The 16,737-nt window shown below is 60.4% G+C and carries 18 protein-coding genes; 10 read left to right on the top strand and 8 right to left on the bottom strand.

The annotated features are described in order from the left end of the window. Nucleotides 1–172 precede the first annotated feature (172 nt). The 3 genes from FHD67_RS20485 to FHD67_RS14070 all read right to left on the bottom strand — a co-directional run bounded on the left by FHD67_RS20485 (nucleotide 173) and on the right by FHD67_RS14070 (nucleotide 1,811). On the bottom strand, nucleotides 173–346 hold the full coding sequence (locus tag FHD67_RS20485) for a hypothetical protein (RefSeq protein ID WP_176695135.1): 174 nt from the start codon (nucleotides 344–346) through the stop codon (nucleotides 173–175). Next, on the bottom strand, nucleotides 343–651 hold the full coding sequence (locus tag FHD67_RS14075) for a zincin-like metallopeptidase domain-containing protein (RefSeq protein ID WP_246071302.1): 309 nt from the start codon (nucleotides 649–651) through the stop codon (nucleotides 343–345). The genes FHD67_RS20485 and FHD67_RS14075 overlap by 4 nt, the downstream gene beginning before the upstream one ends. Before the next feature lie 260 nt (nucleotides 652–911). After that, on the bottom strand, nucleotides 912–1,811 hold the full coding sequence (locus FHD67_RS14070; RefSeq protein ID WP_139599056.1) for a LysR family transcriptional regulator: 900 nt from the start codon (nucleotides 1,809–1,811) through the stop codon (nucleotides 912–914). Nucleotides 1,812–1,913: 102 nt separating this feature from the next. Between FHD67_RS14070 and FHD67_RS14065 the strand changes: the two genes are divergently transcribed. From FHD67_RS14065 to FHD67_RS14025, 9 genes are all read left to right on the top strand, one after another. After that, a complete protein-coding gene (locus tag FHD67_RS14065; RefSeq protein ID WP_036744076.1) occupies nucleotides 1,914–3,032 on the top strand; it encodes an ABC transporter ATP-binding protein in 1,119 nt (372 codons plus the stop codon). Further along, nucleotides 3,029–3,922 (top strand): carbohydrate ABC transporter permease, encoded by an 894-nt coding sequence (locus tag FHD67_RS14060; RefSeq protein ID WP_036744078.1) that lies wholly within the window; start codon nucleotides 3,029–3,031, stop codon nucleotides 3,920–3,922. The genes FHD67_RS14065 and FHD67_RS14060 overlap by 4 nt, the downstream gene beginning before the upstream one ends. A 3-nt stretch (nucleotides 3,923–3,925) precedes the next feature. Then, a complete protein-coding gene (locus FHD67_RS14055) occupies nucleotides 3,926–4,885 on the top strand; it encodes a carbohydrate ABC transporter permease (RefSeq protein WP_010399463.1) in 960 nt (319 codons plus the stop codon). Nucleotides 4,886–4,905: 20 nt separating this feature from the next. Continuing rightward, the gene (locus tag FHD67_RS14050; protein WP_010399465.1) at nucleotides 4,906–6,150 is read left to right on the top strand and encodes an ABC transporter substrate-binding protein; all 1,245 of its coding nucleotides are present in this window, start codon (nucleotides 4,906–4,908) and stop codon (nucleotides 6,148–6,150) included. Between the two features lie 49 nt (nucleotides 6,151–6,199). After that, the gene (locus FHD67_RS14045; protein ID WP_010399468.1) at nucleotides 6,200–7,051 is read left to right on the top strand and encodes a phosphodiesterase; all 852 of its coding nucleotides are present in this window, start codon (nucleotides 6,200–6,202) and stop codon (nucleotides 7,049–7,051) included. Beyond that, entirely contained in the window at nucleotides 7,048–7,785 is a 738-nt protein-coding gene (locus FHD67_RS14040) for an HAD-IIA family hydrolase (protein WP_010399470.1), read from the top strand. Before FHD67_RS14045 ends, FHD67_RS14040 begins: the two co-directional genes overlap by 4 nt. A gap of 369 nt (nucleotides 7,786–8,154) precedes the next feature. Beyond that, nucleotides 8,155–9,396, top strand: a complete 1,242-nt coding sequence (locus FHD67_RS14035; RefSeq protein WP_074948217.1) for a tyrosine-type recombinase/integrase — start codon at nucleotides 8,155–8,157, stop codon at nucleotides 9,394–9,396. Further along, on the top strand, nucleotides 9,393–10,337 hold the full coding sequence (locus FHD67_RS14030; protein WP_036744082.1) for a tyrosine-type recombinase/integrase: 945 nt from the start codon (nucleotides 9,393–9,395) through the stop codon (nucleotides 10,335–10,337). Before FHD67_RS14035 ends, FHD67_RS14030 begins: the two co-directional genes overlap by 4 nt. Further along, a complete protein-coding gene (locus FHD67_RS14025; protein WP_139221778.1) occupies nucleotides 10,334–11,332 on the top strand; it encodes a tyrosine-type recombinase/integrase in 999 nt (332 codons plus the stop codon). Before FHD67_RS14030 ends, FHD67_RS14025 begins: the two co-directional genes overlap by 4 nt. 1 nt (nucleotide 11,333) lies before the next feature. Here FHD67_RS14025 and FHD67_RS14020 read toward each other — a convergent pair whose 3' ends face one another. After that, entirely contained in the window at nucleotides 11,334–12,023 is a 690-nt protein-coding gene (locus FHD67_RS14020) for an ArdC family protein (RefSeq protein ID WP_139599055.1), read from the bottom strand. Between the two features lie 919 nt (nucleotides 12,024–12,942). Here FHD67_RS14020 and FHD67_RS14015 point away from each other — a divergent pair. Further along, a complete protein-coding gene (locus FHD67_RS14015; protein WP_139599054.1) occupies nucleotides 12,943–13,695 on the top strand; it encodes a SoxR reducing system RseC family protein in 753 nt (250 codons plus the stop codon). A gap of 99 nt (nucleotides 13,696–13,794) precedes the next feature. On the opposite strand, the gene FHD67_RS14010 is transcribed toward FHD67_RS14015, so the two are convergent. The 4 genes from FHD67_RS14010 to FHD67_RS13995 all read right to left on the bottom strand — a co-directional run bounded on the left by FHD67_RS14010 (nucleotide 13,795) and on the right by FHD67_RS13995 (nucleotide 16,422). After that, nucleotides 13,795–15,141, bottom strand: a complete 1,347-nt coding sequence (locus FHD67_RS14010; protein WP_176695134.1) for a DUF4942 domain-containing protein — start codon at nucleotides 15,139–15,141, stop codon at nucleotides 13,795–13,797. A gap of 89 nt (nucleotides 15,142–15,230) precedes the next feature. Further along, nucleotides 15,231–15,683: a hypothetical protein gene (locus tag FHD67_RS14005; RefSeq protein WP_139599052.1), complete on the bottom strand. Its 453-nt coding sequence runs from the start codon at nucleotides 15,681–15,683 to the stop codon at nucleotides 15,231–15,233. Further along, nucleotides 15,680–16,153 (bottom strand): hypothetical protein, encoded by a 474-nt coding sequence (locus FHD67_RS14000; protein WP_139599051.1) that lies wholly within the window; start codon nucleotides 16,151–16,153, stop codon nucleotides 15,680–15,682. The genes FHD67_RS14005 and FHD67_RS14000 overlap by 4 nt, the downstream gene beginning before the upstream one ends. Before the next feature lie 11 nt (nucleotides 16,154–16,164). Then, nucleotides 16,165–16,422, bottom strand: coding sequence for a hypothetical protein (locus tag FHD67_RS13995; protein ID WP_139085637.1), 258 nt, complete (start codon nucleotides 16,420–16,422; stop codon nucleotides 16,165–16,167). Nucleotides 16,423–16,737: the final 315 nt, after the last annotated feature.

The raw sequence follows: 16,737 nt of genomic DNA, 5'->3' as shown, positions 1-16,737 counted from the left end.
GGGCAGGGGGGTCAGCAGACCCCCACAAACCTCTCGCCACCTTGGCTATCTATCTCATAGATCAGAACGGGCGATCCGATCCGGTCGGCACGGCGTCTGCCGCGCCGCTCCGCCTCCGTCAACGTGGCGCACGGAATGGGTAGGTCGTCCGGATGGTCGCGGATTTCGTAGGTCACAGCGCGATCCTCTTTTTCACGTTCCCGTCCCGGTCCAGCCAACCACGCGCCTCCGCACAACCGATGCAGATGCAGGTTCCGGCTCCCCCGACCGTGACAGGGGCCAGATAGACCGGGGGATTGGTCGTGCCGCATTTGCGGCACGACAGCTCAGGCAGGGGGCCGCTCACGCGGCTGCCCTTTCTTCTTCGACGTGCTGCTGCTTGGTCAGCAGGTCGGCGGCTTTCTGGGCCTCGCTGGCGGCTTTGAAGATCAGGCGCTTGTCGTCGTTCAAGGCGCGCAGCCAGCTTTTCAGATAAGCCCCGGATTGTGCAAAATCGGGGGTCAGGCCAAGCTGCGCGCAGACCATGCAGTTGCCGATTTCGGCAATCAGTTCCTCGAACGCATAAGCCTTGCGATCTGTAAAACGGGAAAAGCGGTCAAGGCGGGTGCTGTGTCCGGTCCAGTGCGTCTTATGCCGAGGTCGGCATAACACGCATAATGCCGAGGTTCGGATTATGCCGCGCCGATCTGCCGGACCTGTTGGGTTGCGGTTAGACCGGCGCGGCGTGTCGGCATAAAAACGTTGGCGACAAACAGCAGCCGTTCGAACTCAACGCGGCGAAAGGTGTTGAGAGCCCTTTGCGGTCATTCGGGTCCTAGCGTTGGAACCGTAACCAAATACACTAGGGCCTTCGGACGAGATAGGGATCAATCCGAACAGTTCTCACTTGATTATTCGTGGACGAACTTTGATCAACCTGCAAAATGGTTCGCCCTTTGGGACTGCATGTCGCGAGCGAGGTTTAGGAATGCCTCGACTGGGCGAAGGCTCTGGTTAGATCGAAGGCAAAAGGCATATTCGGGAAAGAAATCGGTGATCTCGCGTATCTTTACGCGGCACACGCGATCGGCACGCGTCGAGGCGGCGTCGAACATAAAGCCAATGCCGATGCCTTGCGCGCAAGCTTCGTAAATCGCTTCGCGCGATTCCAGCCAGAGGAGGGGCTGCGGCCGGAGGCCCGATTTAGTTAGAACGCCGTTCAGGCGCTTCTGGGTCTGAGATTGCCCGCTGCGGAACAGAAGCGGGTGATCCATCAATTCGCTCAGGCTCACCTCCTGCCGGCGGGACAGGGGATGGCCCTCGGGGATCAGGGCCACCAGCGACTGCTCGAACAGCGCCTCGCGAAAGATGTCGTCCGCCTGCGGCGCTTCGGTCAGTATGCCAAGATCGCATTTCCTGTCCCTGACCGCATTCACGACATGCTGCCAGTTGCCGAAATGCATCGCCAGTCGGACACCGGGATAATGCGCGCGAAAGGCCGCGATCAGCGACATGGCTGGCCCCGGTGCGCCAGCTGCGATGACTAGCTCGCCAATGGTCAGCGTGCGGGCGGAGTGGAGAATCACCGCCGCTTCCTTTTCCGTGTCACGCATCTGACGGGTGTGGCGGTAAAGCCTTTCCCCGATCGCCGTCAGTTCCGCGCCCGTGCCTACCCGGTCGAACAGGCGCACGTCATGCGCCTCCTCCAGTGCGCGAACCTGCGCGGTGATCGCGGGTTGCGACACCGCCAACGCCTTAGCCGCGCGGGAAAAGCTGCCTGTCGCGGCAACCTCGTTGAATGCGCGTATCTGGCTGGCGGTGGGGCGTTTCATGGCGGCTCCAAGCGATGTCGAAGCATAACCTAAATTTATATCATGTCATAAAAGTTACAACTGCATCGCCTATGCCCGCCACGACAGCGAAAGGACTTCATCGTGGCGACGGTAACACTCAGGGGTATTCAGAAATCCTTCAAGGACGCCGAAATCCTGCGCGGCATCGATCTGGACATTGCCGAGGGCGAGTTCGTCTCGCTTGTCGGGCCATCGGGATGCGGCAAGTCCACGCTGCTGCGGATCATCGCCGGGCTGGAGGGTGCAACGGCGGGCGAGGTGCTGCTGGACGGCGTGTCCGTATCGGGCATGCGGGCGGCGGACCGCAACCTGTCGATGGTGTTCCAGTCCTATGCCCTCTACCCGCATCTGACCGTGGCCGAGAATATCGCCGTGCCGCTGCGGATGCGCCGTCTGAACCGCTGGCAGCGTCTGCCGCTGGTCGGGGGCTTCATGGGCGGTGCGGCGGCGCGGTCCATTGCCGCCGATGTGCAGCGCGCCGCCGAGATGCTGGAGATCGGCCCGCTGCTGGATCGCCGCCCGGGCGAGATGTCCGGCGGGCAGCGCCAGCGCGTGGCTCTGGCCCGTGCGCTGGTGCGCGATCCGGCGGCTTTCCTGCTGGACGAGCCGTTGTCGAACCTCGACGCCAAGCTGCGCGCCCACACCCGGACCGAGATCACCGAGCTTCATCGCAAGCTGGGCGCGACGTTCATCTACGTCACCCACGATCAGGTCGAGGCGATGACCATGTCCGACCGCATCGCCGTGATGATGGGGGGCGAGATCCTGCAATGCGACACGCCCGCCCAAATCTATGCCGATCCCTGTGATCTGCGGGTGGCGGAGTTTGTGGGCTCGCCGCGTATCAACGTCATTCCCGCCGAGGCGGATAAGGATGGCCGCATCTCCATCCCCGGCTGCCCCTTGCCACTGCGCCATACGGGCCGCGCCACCTTGCGGTTGGCTCTGCGCCCCGAGGCGCTGTTTCTGACCGAAAGCAGTGCCAAGCTGCGCGGCAAGGTCGCGCATGTGGAGAATATGGGCCATGAATTCGTGGTCCAGATCGCGGTGCCCGAGCTTCCCGACTGCCTTGTGCTGCGAACGTCCGCCCAAGCTGTCGTCGGGGATGCGGTGGGCATCGGTTTCGATCCCGGCCGCGCGCTGATTTTCGACGCGATGGGCGGACGCTGCCGGAACGTGACCGCGCAAGTTTTCGCATGACCCAAGGGCGTATCGCTTTCCTATTGGGTGCGCCCGCGCTGGCGCTGATGCTGGTGATCCTGATCCTGCCGATCCTTGCGGCGGTGGTTCTCAGCTTCACCGACTATTCGCTGGGCGCGGCAGGGCTGACATGGGTGGGGCTGGAAAATTACGCCCGCATCTTCGGGAGTTCCACCTATGAGAAGATGCTGGTCGCCACGGCGACATACGTTGCGGTGGTGGTGCCAGCATCGATCGGTCTGGGCCTTGGCGCCGCGCTGCTAATCCAGTCCTTGTCACGCGGGGCGGCGTTCTACAAATCGGTCTATTTCCTGCCGGTCATGGCAACGCTTCTGGCAATGACGATCGTGTGGCAGATGATGCTGCACCCGACCATCGGCGTGGTGAACCGCAGCCTCCTGGCGGTCTGCGGCGTGCTGCCCGAAGGGGTCTGCCCCGATCAGATGCCGCTTTGGCTGGGCGACCGAAACTATGCGATCTGGGTCACCTGTTTCATCGGCGTCTGGCAGGGCTTCGGGTTCAACATGGTGCTGTATCTGGCGGGCCTGTCCGGCGTCTCGCGCGAGCTTTACGGCGCGGCGGAGATGGACGGCGCAAGATCGGGGTGGGAGCGGTTCCGGCTGGTCACATGGCCTGCGCTGCGCCCCACCACGACCTTTGTGCTGATCACCACCTTCATCCGCGCCTTCCAGACCTTCGACACGGTAGAGGTGCTGTTTTCGCCCGGCGGGGGGCCGTCAAAGTCGGTCTATCTGATGATGTTCGCCATCTATGAAAAGGGGATCGTGCAGAACCTTGTCGGCATCGGCGCGGCGATCACCGTGTTGTTCCTGATCTCTGTCATGGCGCTGACGCTGCTGCAACGCCGCCTCACGGAACGGAGGGCCTGATTCATGACCCAAATCCTGAAACATCTGGTGCTGCTGATCGGCGGCTTTGTCGTGCTGGCACCCTTTGCCGTCATGCTCAGCTATTCGCTGAAATCCCCGTCCGAAATCGAGACCGGCACCGGCGGGCTGTTCGGCGCGCAGGCCCCGATGCTGGACACGATGTGCATGGCCCGCAGCCAGCCCGACCGCGCCGCGATGGATGCTGCCCGCGCCGCTAGTCCCGGCCAAACCGATGACGCGATCATGGCGCAGTTGGAGCAGGGCCGCGAGGCTGCATGCACCACCCGCCCCGCCGTTTTCAACTACACCAAGGCCTTCACCGAGGCGCCCTTGCTGAGATACCTGCTGAACGGGCTGATCGTGACCGTGTCGATCTTTGTGATACAGGTCATCGTGGCACTGCCCGCCGCCTATGCGCTGACAAAATTGCGGTTCTGGGGCCGGGATGCGGCATTTGCACTGGTGCTGTTCTGCCTGCTGATCCCGGTGAACGCGGTGGCGCTGCCGCTCTATCTGGGGCTGGCGAAGCTGGGGCTGACCAACAGCTATGCCGCGCTGGTGATCCCGTGGACCATTTCGGCCTTCGGCATCTTCCTCATGCGCCAGTTCTTCCAAAGCGTGCCCGACGATCTGGTCGATGCCGCGCGGATGGATGGAATGGGCGAATTCGCCATCGTCTGGCGCGTGATGCTGCCAACCGCGATCCCCGCGCTGATCGCCTTTGCCATCTTTTCCATCACTGCGCATTGGAACGATTATTTCTGGCCGCGCATCGTCATCACGGGCGATCGTGATCTGTTCACCCCGCCGCTGGGCCTGCGCGAGTTTCAGGCCGGCGCCGACGGCAGCCTTTATGGCCCGATGATGGCCACCGCGACCATCATCGTCATCCCCCTCATCGCCGCGTTCCTTTTGGCGCAGCGCCGCTTCATCGAAGGCATCGCGCTTTCGGGAATGAAATGACCCCCCACCCGGAGACTAAAATGAAACGCCTTTTCCTTCTTGCCGGGCTGATGCTCTCGGCCACCACGGTCCATGCGCAGGACAAGGTGACAATCGAATTCGTCTACCCTTACTCCGCGATCTTCGACGTCACCTATGAGGCGATCCTGCCCCGCTTCCAAGAGGCGCATCCGAACATCGAGGTGAAGTTCCGCGCCTCCTATGAGGAATACGAGGATGCGTCGAACACCATCCTACGCGAGGCCGTGTCGGGCAACCTGCCGGACGTGACGATGCAGGGTCTGAACCGCCAGCAGATCCTAGTAGAAAATGACATCGCCCAGCCGCTGGACCCGTTCATCGCCAAGGAGGCCGATTTCGAGGTCGAAGGCTATCACCCTGCGATGCTGCAACTTTCGACCTTCGACGATCAGGTGTATGGCCTGCCCTTCTCGGTCTCGCTTCCCGTCGGGTTCTACAACACTGCGATGATGCAGGATGCCGGGATCGACGGCTTTCCCGCTACATGGGACGAAGTGATCGCCGCTTGCGGAACATTGCGCGAGGCGGGCTACGAGAATCCGATCTTTTGGGATTGGCAGATCACCGGCAACTGGCTGTTCCAGGCGCTGATGTGGTCGCAGGACAAGCCCATCGTCGAAGGCAACGCAATGACGCTGGACAGCCCCGAGGCACTGGTTGCCTTGCAGACGATCCAGAAGATCGTAAACGAATGCGGCATGAAGAACCTGTCGGTCGAGGAAGCGATCACCTCCTTCACCTCCGGAGAGATTCCGATGCTCTTCTCCTCGACCTCCTATGTCGGGCGTATCTCGCGTGGGAACGCGGATCTGGCATTCACGACGGCATCCTTCCCCGGCATCGACGGCGCCCCTCTGGGCCTGCCCGCGGGCGGGAATGCGGCGATGATGACCTCGACCTCGGACGATCCGGCGGTGCGGGCGGCGGCATGGGAATGGATCAAGTTTCTGACCTCGGGCGAAGGGGCAGCCGATGTGGCGCGCACCACGGGCTACATGCCGCCCAACCGCGCCGCGAACGAGCTGATCCTTGCCGATTTCTATGACCGCTACCCCGAGAAGGCATCGGCGGTGGAGCAGCTGCCGCTGATGCGCGAATGGCAAGCCTATCCGGGCGCGAACGGCCTTGCGATCACGCAGGTCATCTATGACGGGCTGGAGCGCCTGGTGACGGGCGAGCAGCCCGACATGGAAGAACTGCAGCAGGAACTGGTGGATGAGGTTGCGGAGCTTCTGCCGCACTGATCCCGAACCCGCGGGTCGCGCGCCTGCGTGACCGGCATCCCGGAGAGACATGATGAAATTCATCCACCTGACCGACACCCACGTGATCGGCGGCGGTCGCCGCCTGTTCGGGGCCGACCCGTCCCGCCGCCTCGCGCTTGCGGTCGAGAGCATAAACCGCGATCACGCCGATGCCGACTTCACCGTCGTTACGGGTGATCTGACCCATTGGGGCGACGCCGACGCCTACGCCGCCTTTACCCGCGCCATCGCAGGGCTGAAGACGCCGCTCGTGCTGATGGTCGGCAACCATGACGACACACCGTCCTTTGCCGCCGTCTTTCCGGCCATACCGCGCGACGAAAACGGCTTCGTCCAGTCCGCGCGGCAGACCGAGGCCGGGCTGTGCCTGTTTCTCGATACCCGGGTGGACGGCACCCATGCAGGCGGCTATTGCCCTGCGCGGCTGGACTGGCTGCAACGGCAGCTTGCGGGCAGCGAGGGTCCGGTCCTTCTGTTCATGCACCACCCTCCCTTCGACGTGGGCATCCGCGCGATGGACGACATCCGCATGCAGGACGCCGAGGCGTTCCACGCCGTCATCGCACCGCACACCCACCGCATCCGGCACCTGTTCTTCGGCCACGTCCACCGGGCGATCTTCGGCAACTGGCGCGGGCTTTCATTCTCGTGCATGCGCGGGCTGAACCATCAGGTTGCATTGGACCTGTCCAGCGACGTGATACAGGGCGATCTGGCCCAGCCTGCCTATGGCGTTGTGCTGGCCGATGCCGACCGCGTCGTGGTCCATATGCACGAATTCGCTTCGCGCGCGCCGACATTTCCGCTGATGGCCCCCGAGGGCGACCTGTCCGAGGATTACTCCACGGCAATGCGGCACGAAGGATTCATCGACCTGTGACGAATGCCGATGATCACCGTGCTCTGGTCGCAGGTGCGCGGCGCATCCTGTGCGACATCGACGGCTGCCTGATCCGAGGGGGGCAGACGATCGACGGGGCCGCCGCGTTCGTTGATGCGGTGCGCGACAGGTTGGCGCTTGTCTCCAACAACTCGACCGATACGGCAACGGGCCTGTCGGACCGCTTGGCCCGGATCGGCATCGAGGTGCCGGCGACGCAGATTTTCCTGGCCGGAGAACAAACCCTGCTTCATGTGCAAACGGCTTATCCCGACGCCCGCATCCGGCTGATCGCCACGGATGCGATGCGCGACCGGGCCGAGACGCTGGGTCTGCACCTTACGTCGGAGCGGCCGGATCTGATCGTGCTGTGCCGTGCACCCGACACGACGCTGGCGGAACTGGAATCCGTGCTAGTCCAGATCACACAAGGTGTTCCGATAGTCGCAGCCAACCCCGATCTGACGCATCCCGGCGCTGCGGGTCCGGCCATCGAAACGGGTGCAGTCGCTGGGCTGCTCCGGGCCTGCCGCCCCGGCCTCGCGATCCCCTTCATCGGTAAGCCAGCCGCGCCGCTTTTCCTTCGCGGTCTGCGGAATGCGTCGCCCGACGAGGCGATCATGGTCGGCGATAATCCTGAAACTGACATCAACGGCGCCGAGCAATTAGGAATCCCCACGCTTCTAATCCATCCCGACAAGAGTATGGGTCCGACGATCAGAAGCCTGATCTAGCGAGATTGCCGATACCTCGAGTTGCCAGCCCCTTGGGGCCGAGAATCAAAGTCGCGAACGATCATGACCAAACGAAGTCGATATCTTGCAGCCCTTGGCGCCCATCTCGCAGTCGATTCTTGAGACATCAGAGATGCTGCCTCGATCGCTGCCATTTTCGCGATCTCGGCGGCGTTCTTCTCTGCGTTTTGGCCAGAATGATTACCGTGGCGCGGGGCAGATCGCTACGAAACCGCATAAGGGTGCGAAGTCGGGTATCACTGGGAATGTCCGGATTGTCCCAATAGTGTCGATCTATCCTTGTCCCGTGAGCGTCCGCTTTGGTGATCTGGCATAAGTACAACCTTCAACCAACTGAAGGACAAGTTTATGAAAACGAAAACTTCTCGCGCGAACCGATCTCGCCCAAATCCGATCAACCACGTTGCCCACTTCGCCGAACGCATCGAATCTGAAGGGTACGGCAAGGGATCAATTGCGAAATACAGGTCGAATGCACAAGCTCTCAGAGAGGCATTGGTATCTGCAAAAGTCACCCCAGCTGACTTAACTGATGAGCTTATGGACCAGCTTGCGCGTGCAATCGTCGATGCCGCGTCGGCTAAAGACAAGAGCCATTGCTTATACCGACTTAATCGGTTCAGGGATTACCTGATCGAGAATGCGGCCGCTCCAGCGCGCGCCATACCGCCGCTCGACATGTCACCAAGGGCAGTGCTTAAAAGGGAGTACGAAGCGTACTTGCGGGTTCAGCGCGGCCTTTCCGAGGACACAATCTACCACTGCCTGCGGTTCTATGACCGGTTCCTAAACGCGAAGTTCGGCACCGGTTTGGGAGATCTCAACAGCGTCAAGCCTGACGACATCACCGGGTTCATCCTTCGAATGCGAGAGGCGCAATATGCGCCACGTGACAAAACCGGCCCGTCCCATCTGCGCAACCTGTTTCAGTTCCTGTTTTGGAGTGGAAAGACGGAGCGAAACCTAAGCAACGCCGTGCCTAAGTCTCGGCAGCCGAAGCCGACAGGCATTCCGAGGTATCTGGAGCCGGGACAGGTCAACCGGCTCATCGAGGTGGTGCGCGGCCAGAAGAAAACGGGCCGACGCAATTATGCAATGCTGATGCTGGTCGCTCGGCTGGGCCTTCGCCCTCCGGAGGTAACGGCGATAGAATTAGACGATATCGACTGGCGTGGTGGTAAAATCCTAATCCGTGGCAAGTGGCAATTGCATGATCAAATGCCGATGTCAGCGGAGATTGGTGAGGCGATTGTCGATTACATCAAGAATGAGCGCCGGGGGCCGGATCGCGCGCTGTTCGTGTCAGTAAAGCCGCCGTTCAAGAGGTTCAAGGACGCACAAATTCTGCGCTGGATTTTGCGGGATGCCTATGATGCGACCGGCATCAGTCCGCCGCAAGCCTATATTGGCACGCACATTCTGCGGCACAGCTTGGCCACCGACATGCTGCGAAAAGGCGCGTCGCTTGCCGAGATCGGGGATGTGCTGCGACACCGGTCTGCGAAGAACACGACAATATATGCGCAACATGATGTCGATGCCTTGCGCTCGATTTCACGTCCTTGGCCAACGGCGGAGGAAGTGAAATGAAGAAGCTGTCTCAACGACTTGATCAATATCTCGCCCTTCGGCGTTCGATGGGATTTGATTTGTCCTTTGAGGAACGGGTCCTCCGCAAGTTCGTCAGCTTTGCCAATGACAACGGGTTCCAGATCATCTCGACGCAGTTGTTCCTTGATTGGAAGGCAAGCTACGGCAGTGCGGACAACAACACATGGTCTCATCGCCTCGGCATGGTGCGCCAGTTTGCCTTTTGGCTTGCAGAGCACGACGATCGGACCGAAGTCCCGTCCAGCCAACTCGTCATCGGCCGATACCGAAGGCGCGTCCCCTACATCTATGCGCCCAGTCAAATCGTAGCCATTGTCGACGAAGCCGGGCGACTGCCTTCGCCCTACGGCCTTCGGGCCGCTTTGTGGCAGACCCTGTTCGGTTTGATAGCTGTAACGGGCATGCGGGTGAATGAAGCTCTGTCTCTGAGCCGGCAGGACGTGGATCTTGACCATGCCGTCCTGACGCTCAGAAACACGAAGAATGGTAAGGATCGGCAGTTGCCCGTCAACGGTGATACCGCCCATCGGCTCGCCCATTATGCCAAGCTGCGGGATCGGCTGGTAGCGCACCAGTCGTCGGCGTTCTTCATCAAAGAAGATGGCGAACCGGCGGGAGATTGCGGGGCACGCTACAACTTTGCGCAAGTCAGCAGAAACATAGGCCTTCGTTCGCCGCAAGCCTTCAACCGACACGGCGATGGACCGCGCATCCATGACTTGCGGCACACATTTGCCGTCTACACCATCTTGGATTGGTTCCGCGATGGTCGGGACATTGAGGCCGAAATGTACAAACTCAGCACCTATCTCGGCCATTCCGAGCCAAAGAACACGTTCTGGTATATCGAAGCCGTGCCCGAGCTGATGCAGTTGGCGGCGGCGCGGGCCGAAAAACGTGTACTGGAGGGCGCGTCATGATTGCAACCTATCCATTGCCCATCTACGTGCAGCGGTTCTTCACCGAGCGGCTGTTGACCCAGATGCAGGCCAGCCCAAACACGATCGCCAGCTATCGCGACACTTTCCGGCTTCTGCTGAAATACGCAACAGCAGAGACCAGGTTGCCACCGACTGAACTGCATGTGGCCCACATCGATGCCGAGATCATCGGACGGTTCTTGACGTTCTGCGAGGATGACCGCGGCAACAGCGCGCGAAGCCGGAACACTCGCCTAGCAGCGATCCGTTCGTTCTTCAAATATGTCGCGGGCTGTGAACCCCAGTTGCTGCATCATTGCCAGAAGGTGCTGGCGATGCCGTCCAAACGTCACACAAAACGCGTCGTGGACTTCCTGAGCCGTGACGAGATGGAGGTCTTACTGAAGGCACCTGACCAGACGACTTGGTTTGGGCGGCGCGATCGGGTGTTGCTCCTCACTATGCTACAGACGGGCTTGCGCGTATCAGAGGTAATCGACCTATGCGTCGGCGACGTCGATCTCGGCACCGGAGCGCATCTCAGATGCATGGGCAAGGGCCGAAAAGAACGCGCCACGCCCCTCCGGGCGGATAGTCGGGATGCTTTAAGAGCTTGGGTTTCCCAAATTAACGCCGCCCCGAGCAACCCCCTGTTCGCAACAATTCGGGGCGCACGGTTGAGCCGAGACGCGGTTGAACGGATAGTTCGGAAGCACTCAGGTACCGCCGCTTTGACTAGTTCGACGTTCAGATCGAAACGCGTTACGCCGCACGTCTTGCGCCATACCGCAGCAATGCAGCTTCTACAGAGTGGCGTGGACCGAACAATTATTGCTCTCTGGCTGGGCCATGAATCAGTCGAGACGACGCAGGTCTACATCCATGCTGATATCGAACTGAAGGAAAAAGCGATGGCATTGACGAAACCGGTCGACAGCACGGGCGGACGATATCGACCGAGTGACGAACTCTTGGCATTCCTCGAAGGACTCTGAATTATGCCGACACGCCGCGCCGGCCTAACCGCAATCCAATAAGTCTAGCAGATCGGCGCGGCATAATCCGAACCTCGGCATTATGGCAAGCCTCATGCGCCAGCGTCCCATAATAGCCTGCCGCATCGTGAAAGGTGGCAATCGGGGGCATATGGATATGGTCGGCGGCGGGGTCGTAGTAGGCTTGCGGTTCATCGCTGGTACGAATTTCGGCCCCGGTCGCGGCAAAGAAAGCATCAAGCGCCGGGTCGGGTTCGGTCCCAAGATCGCGCGCGGCTTCGGCGGGGGTGCCATAGTATTCCGGGGCCAGCCCCTCGATCTGCTCGGCGTTGAACACGCTGTAAGATTTCAGGTAGGGCAGGCGGCGTTCCTCGCCGGTCTCTTTATCCTCGCGGTCAAACGTCCCGTATTTGACAACCGTGGCGCATTTCTCGCCCTTGCGGACCTGTCCGCCCGCTTCTTGCGCTTGGCGATAGGTGAACCAGAACGGGGCGCGATAGCCTTTGGAGTCGGCGGCAAGCCACAGCATCAGGACATTGATGCCGGAATAGGGTTCGCCGTTGCTGCGCAGCGGGAACGGTGCGCCGCCCTTCTCGCCGGTCCAAGGCTTGCGCCATGCGGGGGTGCCGGACTCGATGCTGGCAATGATGCTGTCGGTGACGTGCTGGTAGAGGTCGAACGATTTAGCCATTTGGCTTTCCTTTCTTTTGCGACGATCCCGCCCGGTCTTTGCGCCGTGGTCGGGTGCCCAAAATGGGCGAGGGGTCAGGCGAGGAAGCGCGAAGCGCGCCCCTCTCCTGAACCCTTGCCTCCCGGCGAGGGCAGGGGGGGAACCGCCGCAATGGGAAAATCCAGCGGACAAGGGGGTGGTGCGGCCCGCAGCGCGAAGCGCGAGGACACGGCCCCGCAGGACGTGCAGCATTTTCCCGTTGCGGTGGGGGACCGGCGGTCCCCTGACGGACAGGCGCGCAGCGCCTGGCCCAACAAAGGCAGGGGGCGTTTGGCTTGTCCAAATCCCCCCTGCGTCTCGATCGCCGCGCTCGGCGCGGGGATCTCGCTATTCTGAAAGAGGCCGCGGTGGCTCTGTGCCGCAGCTGCCGCAAGCCGCACCCGGTTGCCCACAGGCCCTTGCTCAATCCTTGACGTCTCGCGCGGGCCTGCTGCGGTCCCGCGCCTTCACTCCCAAGGTCGTTCCCTGCACGCGACTGGACAACCGGGTGCGCCCTGCGTCAGCGGTCCCGCCCGTCAGGGACGAGATGGGCGGGGCAGGGCGCCCAGGACCGGTGTGCGGGGGGATGGCTCGGGACGAGACATTCAACCGTGCAGCGCAGCCGGGCGCATCGCCCCGACCAGCTCGGGTGGAGGCCGGTCTTGCCGGCCGGAACCGGGGGCGCGGCCCGAAGGGGACGCCCGAAAGCTTGTGAGTATTTCTAGCAGATCGTACTCAAAAGGCAGATAGAGGTCAAAAAGTGATATTTTTTCCTCGACTACAAAAAACGTCTCTAGAAACGCATTTCAATATCAACAGACCTACCACACAAGGCACCTTCTTTGATCTTGGAGTTTAGGATCGCTATGCGCTGCATGTGGATTGTATAGGAAGGCACTATATGGCAAAGCCAGATAATAATATTCTTCATAAACAAGAGTTCGCAAGACTAGTCTTGGCAGTATTCACAGCATTTTTTGTTGGGTTTATCTTAGCAATGTTTCTAGGCGAGGCGGATAAACTATCTCATGAATGGGCGTCTATACTAGTGTCAGCAATCGCAGCAGCTATTAGTGGGTACGCTGTTTACTTAGTAAATAAAACACTACAAGCAACTAGGGATATGGCTGATAGCCAAAAACACATTGGAAACTTACAAACGCGAGCATGGTTATCATACGATGACGCTGAGGTAATCGCCCATCCTGGTGGGCTTATCGAATTTGTAGCGTGCATCCGAAACTATGGAGCCACACCAGCAAAGAACATTAATATAAGCTGCCAAGCCATAATATTGGGCCTCCCTACTTATCTCGTTTCTGAAGACGAAGAACATGTAGAGTTAATTGACCTACCGCCCAATAAAGGTGCGACATGTTCAACAGGAATGTTTGAAATACCAGATGGCTTTGGCGCATTAATGCGCGTGGGATGGAATTACAAGACTACTTCAAGATATGATGATGACAACGGCAGTATATTCCTTCTATTAAAAGTTATAGATGGCAAAAAGCAACTGCAGCCTCTTACTCAATCGGATTTCTATAATTTGGACATTGAGTGCAATTGTAACTCTAAACAAATTATAAAAGATTTTCTTAATCAGCAACTTATAGACATAAACATTCAAATTGACCCGAAGGAGCAGTTATAATAAATTTCCCTTTGGCTAATATACAACGGTAACTAAAGAAAAATGGCCCCGCCGAAGCGGGGCCTAAGTCACTCCGTCGCAAAAAGGAGTAGGTTTTGCCTAGCACTTCTGAAGGGTCAGCACCACGGTATTGATGCGGACTCCCACGCTGGCGAAGCTCTCGGGCGGCAGGTCGCGCCACTGGTGGCACCGATAGCCGCGCGGGGAATGCTGTGCTGCCCATGCCCGGAACCGCTCATGCTTGGCGGTCGATCCGACCTCGGCGGACGCGGGCAGGATCGCGCGCAGCTCGCCGCCCGGCGCAAGGAAGTCCCATGCGTGTTTGACGTGATCCATAAAATGCGTGCCCGAAAACGGCGGATTCATCAGGATCAGGTCATAGACCGGCGCAGGCGTGACCTTTAGGAAATTTGCGCAATGAACCTTGAGCGCAGGGTGGGCCATGCCCCGCAATGCCGCCGCCCGGTCAGGGTGGATTTCGATAGCGTCCACGGTCGCGCCCATCTTCAAGACGGGCCGGACGATGGCGCCGATACCGGCGCTTGGCTCCAGAACACGGGTGCCCGCCTTGATCGGCAGATCAGAAAGCAATTCTTCGACCGTCGCCGCAGGCGTCGGGTAGAAGGCAAGATCCTTGGCAACGGCAGTTCCGGTGCGGAAGTCGGCGGGCTGCTCGTCGGCCCCGGCGGCATCGGCCAGCACTTCGCCGTAATAGCTCGCCAGGACCTGATTGACCTTCCGCAGCAGGTCCGCATCCTTGACCCACAGGTGCAGGTTGCCGTTCTTGAAGCATCGGGCCGTGAAATACTCGGTCTCGATCTCGGTTTGCCGCGCGCCCCATCCGCCGCGCCGGGCGGCATTGATCGCGCCCTCAAGATCGCCGTAGCTCCGCTGCCCGGACAGTTGCGAAAACACCCGCTCGACGTCCGCCAAGGTGCGTCGCATCTGTTCGCCCCTGCCGGAATAGGACCAGTAGCCGCCATCATCGAAAACCCATGTGAAGATCATGCGTTTGCCGATCTTGAAGGCGTCATGGCTCTTGAAAGCCGGGTCCAGTTCGGAAAAGGCGCGGGCCACGCCCCGCATGAAAATCAGGTCTGCATCGAGGGTCAGGCGTTCCAAGGTGGCGCGGATGTTCTCAAGCGTCGGCTCGGGCATGTCATCCGCCCCCATCTGCTTGTCCAGCTGGTCCCGCTCGGTGCGGTCCATGATTTCCTTGAGACGGCTTTCCTCAACGATCCGCAGCCAGATTGCGGCATCGAGGGTGCGCTTGTACCGGGCCAGGACGGCAACAGGATCGAAGGCGGAAAACAGGTCCGATTTCACGGCTTCGTTGTCGCTGTAGTGCAGGTAGCAGGAATGTCCCGCGGTAGCGCCCTTGGCCGTCTCGGCCGCGTCCAGTGCCCGGCTGTAGCCGTCCGACAGGGTGCCGATGGCGTCCTGCATCTGGGTCAGCGCGGCCTCACGGGCGGCGCAAATGCTCATGATGTTCATCGGTGCGACCAGTGCGCCGGCGCTGAAGGTGGTGCGGGTGTTCATGCTGCTGCCTCGTTCTCGATGGCTTCAAGGATTTGCTCGCGCAGCTCGGACAGCGGGTGCGCGTCGAAGTCGTTACCGCGAAAATCCTCCGGGTTGTCGTATCCGGGAATTTCGTCGTGGATGTGTTCGGCCAGACGGTCGGCAAGATCGGCCAGCGTCCCGGCGACAGTGACAGTCTCAAGGTCGGCATACTCGAACCGGGCTGCTGTGTTCTCGGACAAAGCGGCCAAGGCAAGGCCCGCATCGTCGGCCTCGGCGTCATGGACAAGCCGCCAGCCTGCGCCGGTGTCGCCATAGATCGACCAGAAAGCCCGGCCTGCAGGGCTGCAAACCTCGATGGCTTCCGCATCCGTGCCCTCGCGGATCATCCTGACCGGCGACACGCGAAAGTCGGTGAAGGTGGCGGGGGTATCCCCCGCCACAAAACCGTTGAAGGAAAACCCGCTCATGCCGTTGCCTCCTGCTTTGCCGCAAAGGCATCGAGCATCAGGTAAAGAGTCTCCATCGCGGGCGGATCGCCATAGACGACCGTGCGCCCGACAAGTTCGGGGTCGGCTTCACACTTGGCCCGAACGGGCAAATCGTGATCCAGATAGGCGTTCACGGTGAAACGGAATTTCCCGGTCCCGGCGTCGTAGAAATAGACGTGCCACTTCACCAGCTGGTCGGGGTTCTCGTTGGCTTCCGCAAACAGTTCTTCCGCTGCGATCCGCTGAACCTCCAAGGATCGGGCGCAATCGCGAATGAAACCATTGCTTTTCGGCCCGCCAAAGGCCGCGCCTTCGCGGATGCCAAACGCGTTTCCGGGGCAACGCTCCCGCACAAGGCGGGCCAGGATTTGGGCACTCCGTGCGCTGCCCGTCGCTGCGACATAGGGGGCGGGGTGCATGTCGATCTGCACGACAGAAAAACGGGTCATCTGCGGCTCCCTCACTGGCTCAGTGCCGAATAGGTGCCTTCATCCTCATAGCGGATGATGGCATCGCCGGTCTGGGACAGGCCGCCCCAGAAGGGGCCAAGGAAACCGGCAATCTTGGGCTGGCCCTGCAATTCGGTCCGCAGGTTCGTGCGGGTCTCGGTCCCGGTGATTTCGGTGCCCATGTCATCGACCCATGCGGCAAGGTCATCGGTCACAACGCGGCTCATGCCGCTGTCGTCGGTCATGGTGACGATTTCAAAAAGTGCCATTTGGCGTTCCTTTCTTTTGCGACGGTCCCGCCCGGTCTTTGCGCCGTGGTCGGGTGCCCAAAATGGGCTGGCAGGGTGCAGATAGTTCTGCCTTCAGCGGTGGGGAAAATTACGTGAAATCAGTGGGGCCTTTTCCCGATGCGAAGGCGGGACTGCCTTTCCTGTCACAAAGGTCTGCCTCTGATGGGCCGCGGCCCAATCTCTGGCCCGTGTTCCAAACTGGTCCGACATGTCGTGGCGCTCCTTCCTGTTCCGCCAGTGGCGAAGCCATCGCTGCTTTTCACTTTGGATGACCTCATGTCATCCGAAGGGCAA

This window comes from Paracoccus haeundaensis (assembly GCF_006239215.1).
Taxonomy (GTDB): domain Bacteria; phylum Pseudomonadota; class Alphaproteobacteria; order Rhodobacterales; family Rhodobacteraceae; genus Paracoccus; species Paracoccus marcusii.
Note: the sequence above shows the minus strand (reverse complement) of the source record. Positions and strands in the feature narration are given on the sequence as shown.

Coding starts and splice junctions, on each gene's coding strand:
- FHD67_RS14070 (WP_139599056.1), bottom strand. CDS start 1,811: ATGAAACGCCCCACCGCCAGCCAGATACGCGCATTCAACGAGGTTGCC.
- FHD67_RS14060 (WP_036744078.1), top strand. CDS start 3,029: ATGACCCAAGGGCGTATCGCTTTCCTATTGGGTGCGCCCGCGCTGGCG.
- FHD67_RS14055 (WP_010399463.1), top strand. CDS start 3,926: ATGACCCAAATCCTGAAACATCTGGTGCTGCTGATCGGCGGCTTTGTC.
- FHD67_RS14050 (WP_010399465.1), top strand. CDS start 4,906: ATGAAACGCCTTTTCCTTCTTGCCGGGCTGATGCTCTCGGCCACCACG.
- FHD67_RS14045 (WP_010399468.1), top strand. CDS start 6,200: ATGATGAAATTCATCCACCTGACCGACACCCACGTGATCGGCGGCGGT.
- FHD67_RS14035 (WP_074948217.1), top strand. CDS start 8,155: ATGAAAACGAAAACTTCTCGCGCGAACCGATCTCGCCCAAATCCGATC.
- FHD67_RS14030 (WP_036744082.1), top strand. CDS start 9,393: ATGAAGAAGCTGTCTCAACGACTTGATCAATATCTCGCCCTTCGGCGT.
- FHD67_RS14025 (WP_139221778.1), top strand. CDS start 10,334: ATGATTGCAACCTATCCATTGCCCATCTACGTGCAGCGGTTCTTCACC.
- FHD67_RS14020 (WP_139599055.1), bottom strand. CDS start 12,023: ATGGCTAAATCGTTCGACCTCTACCAGCACGTCACCGACAGCATCATT.
- FHD67_RS14015 (WP_139599054.1), top strand. CDS start 12,943: ATGGCAAAGCCAGATAATAATATTCTTCATAAACAAGAGTTCGCAAGA.
- FHD67_RS14010 (WP_176695134.1), bottom strand. CDS start 15,141: ATGCAGGACGCCATCGGCACCCTGTCGGACGGCTACAGCCGGGCACTG.
- FHD67_RS14005 (WP_139599052.1), bottom strand. CDS start 15,683: ATGAGCGGGTTTTCCTTCAACGGTTTTGTGGCGGGGGATACCCCCGCC.
- FHD67_RS14000 (WP_139599051.1), bottom strand. CDS start 16,153: ATGACCCGTTTTTCTGTCGTGCAGATCGACATGCACCCCGCCCCCTAT.
- FHD67_RS13995 (WP_139085637.1), bottom strand. CDS start 16,422: ATGGCACTTTTTGAAATCGTCACCATGACCGACGACAGCGGCATGAGC.